Consider the following 6,469-nt stretch of genomic DNA (forward strand, 5'->3'; position numbering starts at 1 on the left):
CCTGCTGGCCAGCGATGAGGTGGTGGTCGAAGCGACCGCCAACAGTATGGCGGTGTCGCGGGTTCTGGCACCGTTCGTGGCGCGGGTGATTATCGCCAAGCAGCGCCGTGGCAGGCAAGAATGGCTATTTGTACGCACTGAGCCGTGACTTACGTGACGTTTTCTTTTAGCTGCCAGTTACCAGGATCGAGAACGTCGACGCACCGCTGACCGCCGCAGGAACTCGCTTCCTTCCCGGGATGCAAGGTGGAACCAATGGTACGGTCCGTCCTTTTCGCCGCCGCTGAATAGCCTGTTCGTCCCCACCATTGATTGGGGAACGACCCTCAAGCTCGCAGCTCCGGACACCCTCAAGCACGAGCCGCCGAAGCCTTTCATCGGCTCAGCCAACGGCTTTGGCGAGCAGGATCCGGAGCGATTTGGGCACATAACCGCTGTTGATGCCGATAGCGGCAACGTGGTCTGGAAGTACGACACGGACACGCCAGTGGTGGCGGCGCTCACTCCGACTGCGGGCGGCGTACTGCTGACCGGCGCCACGCACCGGAATAGTAACTTCCTAGCTTTCGATGCTGCCACGGGTGAGTTGCTCCTGAAAAGGAATCTAGGCGACCCGATCGGCGGGGGCATAATGACCTACATGATCGGCGGGACCCAGTACGTTGCCGTCGCCGCGGAATGAAGGACCCGATCGTTTTGACTGATCGCGGTCCGGCTGGATAGCCATCCTGGCCCTGCCCGGTCAACGCTGATTGCCGGGCGCGCGATCTTATCGGGCTGCCTCCTTGTGCGAGAGACGCTGGCCGAACGGCGAGCTGAATGTCATGTTTGTCGGCTCAAACGTGCCAGCGGGCGGCGAGCGCTTCGCGCTTAGTCTCGTGCCCCTCGGCCGGCGCGTCAGCGCTGGTGACCGAGGCCGATGCCGAGCTGGTGGGCCTTCGCCCTTAGTGCGGGGACCGTCCGCTTCAACTGCTTGGAGATCTTGCCGATCGGTGTCCTGGCCTTCGAGTGCGCCTTGAGCGCCTTCACGTCGTCCTTGGTGTATTCGCGCCGCATCGCCTTCTTGGCCTTCGCCATGCTTTCCTCGTACTCATTGTTGGGGTGCTCCCAGCTCGGGGCTGGTCTGAGCTGGGAGCTGTCCGGATCGCGTGGTCGGTCAAAGTCGAACCCGACGACACAACGGCAAATGCCGGGCCGCGAGCAAATGTTCCGCAAATCCCATGCAAGGCTGGCGAGCGCTCCACGCTGACCAGAAAACAAACGATTGCCGCATTCGCGCGATCGGTCGGGGCTGTTCGCCAGACATTGCCAAGGTATTTGCCGCCCGAGCGCTTCGCGCTACCATGTACAATCCAACGTCGACGGAGCGTTTCGTCAAGAATGCCCGCGCCTTCCTGGAGCGCCGCTATTGCGTCGATCGCCTCAGGCACCTCAGGCGCCTCAGAACTGGTCCATCACGCGGATGAAGGCCGGTGCGCCCGGTTCTTCACCTTGACCCAGTCGCAGGTCCGCCGCCGGTAACGCCACCGAACCCAAGTTCAGCAAGATCGAGGGCCGCAACGAAGGCGTCGATCACGCGAACCGGATTGTCCTCTAAAACCCAGTCATCCAGGCATTCCGGCAACAAAGTCGATTGCCCGCGATCAGCCCCTTGAACGAAGCGCCTCATGCCCAGCCCCGCCGATTCAGTGCGGGAATCATAGCAGACACGACGTTTTCACATAGCGAGGGCCAAGAGCGGAATTGATCCGAATCAACTTTCCAGTTCAGTACTTCTGGCATGCTTAGTTAGAATGTGAGATTGCAGGGATCTCAGGTGATCGAGCCGCGCAACCGCGTTGTTCAACTCCGGCGCTACGGCGGTCCGGAGGAGCTGGAAGTCGTCGAGGCTCTCCTACCGACGGCTGGTCAGGGCGAGGTGCGGGTCCGGGTGCTCGCCTCCGGTGTTGAGTACACCGACACGTTGATCCGACGCCATCTCTACCCGCAAACGGCGTCCCGTCGTCCACCGCTTGTAATGGGCTACGATGTGATCGGGGAAATCGATCAGCTCGGCAATGGCGTGAGCCGATTTCAGCTTGGAGACCGTGTGGCCGACATGACGGTGCTCGGATCGAATGCTGCCTATCGCACGCTCCAGGCGAGCTACTTGACCCCGGTGCCGGCGGGCGTCGATGCGGCAGAGGCCGCGACGCTGGTCCTGAGCTGGATGACTGCGTACCAACTCCTGCACCGCGCTGCGCAGGTGCAGCGGGCAAAGCGCGTACTGGTGCATGGAGCTGCCGGTGCAGTCGGTCAGGCGCTGCTCGTACTCGGCAGCATGGCGGGGCTCGAGTTGTGGGGCTGTGCCCACGGGAGAAACACCGCCCTGATCCGCGAGCTCGGGGCTACTCCAATCGATTACCAGCGCGAAGACTTCGCACATTTCCTGCCGGGCGGCTTTGACGTCGTGTTCGATGGCATCGGGGAGGACGGCTATCGCCGCTCGTTCGCGGCGCTCAAGCCCGGCGGTCTGCTCTGCGCCTATGGCTACTCGGCGGGCGTGCAGGATCAGCAACGCATGCTCACCATGCTGATGTGGATCGCGCGCCTGTATCTCTGGAGGTGGCTGCCTGGCGGCAGGCGGGCGTTCTTCTACTCTATTAACGCAATGCGATTGCAACATCCTGCATGGTTTATAGAGGACCTCAAGCGCCTGTTCGCTCTGTCGGCCAGTGGCGCCATTCAGCCGCGCGTCGCTGAGCGGATCGCGCTGGATGAAGTTGCTGAAGCGCACCGACGCCTCGAAGCCGGCGGTCTCGAAGGCAAGCTCGTGCTGTGCCCGGATATCCCATCGCGATGCGACCAGCGTGCCGCCTGATAGGGGCGCCCCTTGCAGATCCTGACGTCGTCTTCTCACCGCTCGCTGTGTGACGAAAGTCTGCGACAGTCAACTTCCGACTTGGGTCAAAATGCTGATGGGCCAATTGCGGAAGTCCTTTCGACGCAGCCTCGTGCTCTCCGTACCGGTTGAAGTCACCTCGGCCGAGCGTTTTTGATGCTCCGTATCTGGGTCGGCCGACGCTGATAGACTTCCACGAAAACAGCATTGAAACGGCGGAGGCTGCCAAAGCCGGAGCGCATGGCGATCTCTGCCATCGATAGCTCGGTTTGCTCGAGCAACCGTTTTGCTCTTTGCAACCGGGTCGTTTGGGCCACCTGAATGGGGCTCGCTCCGAGATGCCGCTGAAAGAGCCTACTGAGGTGTCGCGTTCCGATCCCGAGACGCTCCGCCAAATCTTCGACGCTACACGCGTCGAGGGCACCGCTGACGATGAGTCGGAGTGCACGATCAACTGTTGTTCGCGAACCCTTCCATGCCGGCGAAAACGGCGCGGTCTCGGGACGGCACCGCAAGCAGGGTCGAAAGCCTGCCGCTTCTGCCGCTGCTGCCGAGGCATAGAAACTTACGTTGCTCGCCTTCGCCGGTCGAACCGGGCAAACCGGCCGGCAATAGATCTTTGTCGTCTTGACGCCCGTGAAAAAGTACCCGTCGTAACGACGATCTCGCGTGATGCGAGCGCGTTCGCACTCCTTGGGATCAAGCATTCTGACCTCCCGATGGCGGGACGACGGAGTCCGATTCCGGCGAGCCTGGAGCCACCGCCAGCATTATGTGGATACAAAATGACGTTAACCAGAGGTCGCCGATGACACACAAAGACGCTTTCAAACCTGCTCTGGAGTGTGCACTTGGACACGCGCTGGAACATTTGTGCAGTGCGAACGATCGGCCGGTTGGCACCACGGTGGACCTGACACAGCTTCGGGAGCGGTTCGATCGCCCGCTGCCCCATGCCGGCCTTGACCCGGTCCAGGTGATCAACGAGCTGGTGCGTGACACTGAAGGCGGTATCATTGGCAGCACCAGCGGCCGCTTCTTTGGATGGGTCATTGGTGGAACAATGCCGGCCGCGCTCGCGGCGGATTGGCTGACGTCGACCTGGGATCAAAATGCCGCCATTCATGCCTGTGGACCGGCCGTGGCCGTTATTGAGGAAATCGCCGGAGCTTGGCTGAAAGATCTGTTCGGTTTGCCGCACACTGCGAGTTTTGCCTTCGTCACCGGAACCCAGATGGCGCATGTGACCTGCCTTGCAGCCGCCCGCCATCGGCTTTTGAAGGAGGTTGCATGGAATGTTGAAGAGCAAGGTCTTGCTGGCGCGCCCGCGATCCGCGTTCTCACGAGCAGCGAACGACATGGTTCGATCGAGCGAGCCGTTCGAATTCTGGGGATTGGCAAGAGCGCTCTCGTAGCGCTGCCCTGCGACGAGTCCGGCAGGCTCAAACCTGAAACGTTGGCGGAGGCACTCGCAGCCAATCCTCGGCAACCCACAATCGTGCTGCTGCTAGCTGGTGATTTGAATATCGGCGCTTTCGACCTTTTTGCTGAACTGATTCCGATCGCTCGCAAATATCACGCCTGGGTGCACGTGGATGGCGCCTTTGGTCTCTGGGCGGCGGCGAGCCCAAAGCATCGGCATCTGTTACGAGGTGTCGAATTGGCAGACTCATGGACCAATGACGGTCACAAATGGCTCAATACGCCATTCGACTGCGGTTACGCCTTTATAGCTGATCCAGAGGCGCATCGCGCCGCTTTCTCGCATCGCACGAGCTATACGATGTTCGTGGGCGACGCTCGCGACCAGATCGACTGGAACCCTGAATGGTCGCGACGTGGTCGGGCCGTGCCAACATACGCCGCGCTGCGGCAGTTGGGCCGATCGGGCATTGCCGAGCTGGTTGAACGCACGTGCGCTCATGCGCGCGCACTGGTAATTCGCATCGGCGGCCTGCCCGGAGCGGAAATGGTCCAGGAGCCTACGATCAACCAGGGTCTTGTGCGCTTCCTCGATGCACGGTCCGGTGCCACAGAACAGGATCACGATCGCCGGACAGATGAAACGATTTCGCGCATTGTGACGACTGGCGAGGCGTTCTTCGGTGGCACAACTTGGCGCGGGAAGCGCTGTATGCGCATTTCAGTTTGCAACTGGCTTACCAACGAGGACGACGTCGAGCGTGCCGTCAGAGCCGCAGAGCGCATGCTTTCAGCGTGAGAGTGGGTTTCCAAGATCATCCGTGGCCCAGACGTCTATCCCTTATGCTGAGATCGCGGCCAATTCAGTGGCTGCTCAGGGTCAAAGGCGGCGGTCGGCCACTTAGCGGGACGACTTCCGCTCTACCTCTCGCTTCAGACATGTCGCTGCGTGTGCCGACCAGCGCAATGGCGCCATGTGTGGACGGCTCCGGGTTGGCAAGGAGAATCTTCACTTGCGGCGTTGGTCGGAGCAGCCATGTGTTCGGCCTTCTTGTGCGGTACTCATGACCGCTGGCCATAATGCCCTCCGCGGATCAGGTCCGATCAAAAGCACGCATTCGAAGATGCCATAGCCCATGTGGGTTGTCCTGATCGCCGGATCGACCGGCGCTGCATGAGTGCTGTTCGTCCTTCCAACCGTTACGTCACACCCGGATGACCGGCTGTGATCTCGTTCACGCCGTAAGAGCGACGGGTTCCTTGTACGGTGTTCGTTCCTGGCCGTCATCGCCCATGCCATCCTGGCGAACTTATTGGCGAATGCGATGGCTGCGACCTTGGTGGGGCGCCGTGCCAATAACGCAGTGAGCCAGGGCCGATGGCCCGTGCCATGGATCTTGGCATACCGGATCACGGCAAGTGCGCCCGCCGTGAACAGGCTGCGTAAATAGCGATCGCCTCTCGCCGCAGACGCCAACAAGTGCCGCTCGATGCCGGGCGATAAATGGAGCCACGATATCGACCCGACGGGGGCAAGGCGCGCTGTACAGGACTATCCAGCATGGGGGCGTGCGACCGATGTCGTGCCGAAGTTTATCGCGCCCTCCGACCCTGCCGCGCAATGGACTGGCGCTCTGCGCAACGCTGCATTCTTCGCTTACGCCGACAATTACCTTATCGACATCAAGTTCGGCATCATAATGGATGTCGAGGCGTCCCGGGCAATCCGTCAATCCGGGATCTTGTCCTCTATGCCGAGGCCGCTGATCTTCCACCCGACTTCCGAGTCGATGACGTTTCCGAACGGCTGTTCGCGGAAAAGAGCAACTGAGAACGATAACGTGCCGAGGCCTCGGAGAGACGCGTTGTCTCGACGAGCGTTGCTCCGGGCGACCGGCTAACGGCACCCGCCCGCCAGCGCAGTAGGGCGGCTATCGCGGATTTCCAGACCGCACAAACCGCTGTTTTGCACCGAGCGGCGGACATATGGAAAAGCTCGAGCTCCCACGATCGGGAATCCCAGCCTAGTGTTAGCAGCCGGAACGGGGACGGACCTGAAGGATTCGCCCGCGCGCCTCAATAGCGCCGTCAGCGTGTCGAGCGAGGCGTGGATTGGCACCCGTTGTTGCAATCCGAGTGCGGCGCTTCTACTGGCTCATGCGCGCC

5 protein-coding genes and 2 pseudogenes are annotated in these 6,469 nt (G+C 61.2%); 4 read left to right on the forward strand and 3 right to left on the reverse strand.

The genetic code is table 11. The features are described 5' to 3' along the window. Nucleotides 1–427 precede the first annotated feature (427 nt). On the forward strand, nt 428–682 hold the full coding sequence (locus IVA82_RS41385) for a PQQ-binding-like beta-propeller repeat protein (RefSeq protein ID WP_247493878.1): 255 nt from the start codon (nt 428–430) through the stop codon (nt 680–682). Nucleotides 683–897: 215 nt separating this feature from the next. On the opposite strand, the gene IVA82_RS41390 is transcribed toward IVA82_RS41385, so the two are convergent. Then, nucleotides 898–1,077, reverse strand: coding sequence for a hypothetical protein (locus IVA82_RS41390; RefSeq protein WP_247391581.1), 180 nt, complete (start codon nt 1,075–1,077; stop codon nt 898–900). Nucleotides 1,078–1,519: 442 nt separating this feature from the next. Further along, nucleotides 1,520–1,669, reverse strand: a pseudogene (locus IVA82_RS41395) (IS5/IS1182 family transposase); the annotation flags it as partial. Nucleotides 1,670–1,816: 147 nt separating this feature from the next. Between IVA82_RS41395 and IVA82_RS41400 the strand changes: the two are divergent. Beyond that, entirely contained in the window at nt 1,817–2,860 is a 1,044-nt protein-coding gene (locus tag IVA82_RS41400) for a medium chain dehydrogenase/reductase family protein (RefSeq protein WP_247391579.1), read from the forward strand. A gap of 155 nt (nt 2,861–3,015) precedes the next feature. On the opposite strand, the gene IVA82_RS41405 is transcribed toward IVA82_RS41400, so the two are convergent. After that, nucleotides 3,016–3,588, reverse strand: coding sequence for an Ada metal-binding domain-containing protein (locus tag IVA82_RS41405; RefSeq protein ID WP_247391578.1), 573 nt, complete (start codon nt 3,586–3,588; stop codon nt 3,016–3,018). Between the two features lie 101 nt (nt 3,589–3,689). Between IVA82_RS41405 and IVA82_RS41410 the strand changes: the two genes are divergently transcribed. Beyond that, nucleotides 3,690–5,102: a pyridoxal-dependent decarboxylase gene (locus IVA82_RS41410; protein WP_247391576.1), complete on the forward strand. Its 1,413-nt coding sequence runs from the start codon at nt 3,690–3,692 to the stop codon at nt 5,100–5,102. Nucleotides 5,103–5,838: 736 nt separating this feature from the next. Further along, nucleotides 5,839–6,045, forward strand: a pseudogene (locus tag IVA82_RS41415) (IS5/IS1182 family transposase); the annotation flags it as partial. Nucleotides 6,046–6,469 lie beyond the last annotated feature (424 nt).

This window comes from Bradyrhizobium sp. 142 (genome assembly GCF_023074015.1).
Lineage (GTDB): Bacteria > Pseudomonadota > Alphaproteobacteria > Rhizobiales > Xanthobacteraceae > Bradyrhizobium.

What these genes read in the sequence shown, in the direction of transcription:
- IVA82_RS41390 (WP_247391581.1), bottom strand. Translation starts at nt 1,077, where the DNA reads ATGGCGAAGGCCAAGAAGGCGATGCGGCGCGAATACACCAAGGACGAC.
- IVA82_RS41405 (WP_247391578.1), bottom strand. Translation starts at nt 3,588, where the DNA reads ATGCTTGATCCCAAGGAGTGCGAACGCGCTCGCATCACGCGAGATCGT.
- IVA82_RS41410 (WP_247391576.1), top strand. Translation starts at nt 3,690, where the DNA reads ATGACACACAAAGACGCTTTCAAACCTGCTCTGGAGTGTGCACTTGGA.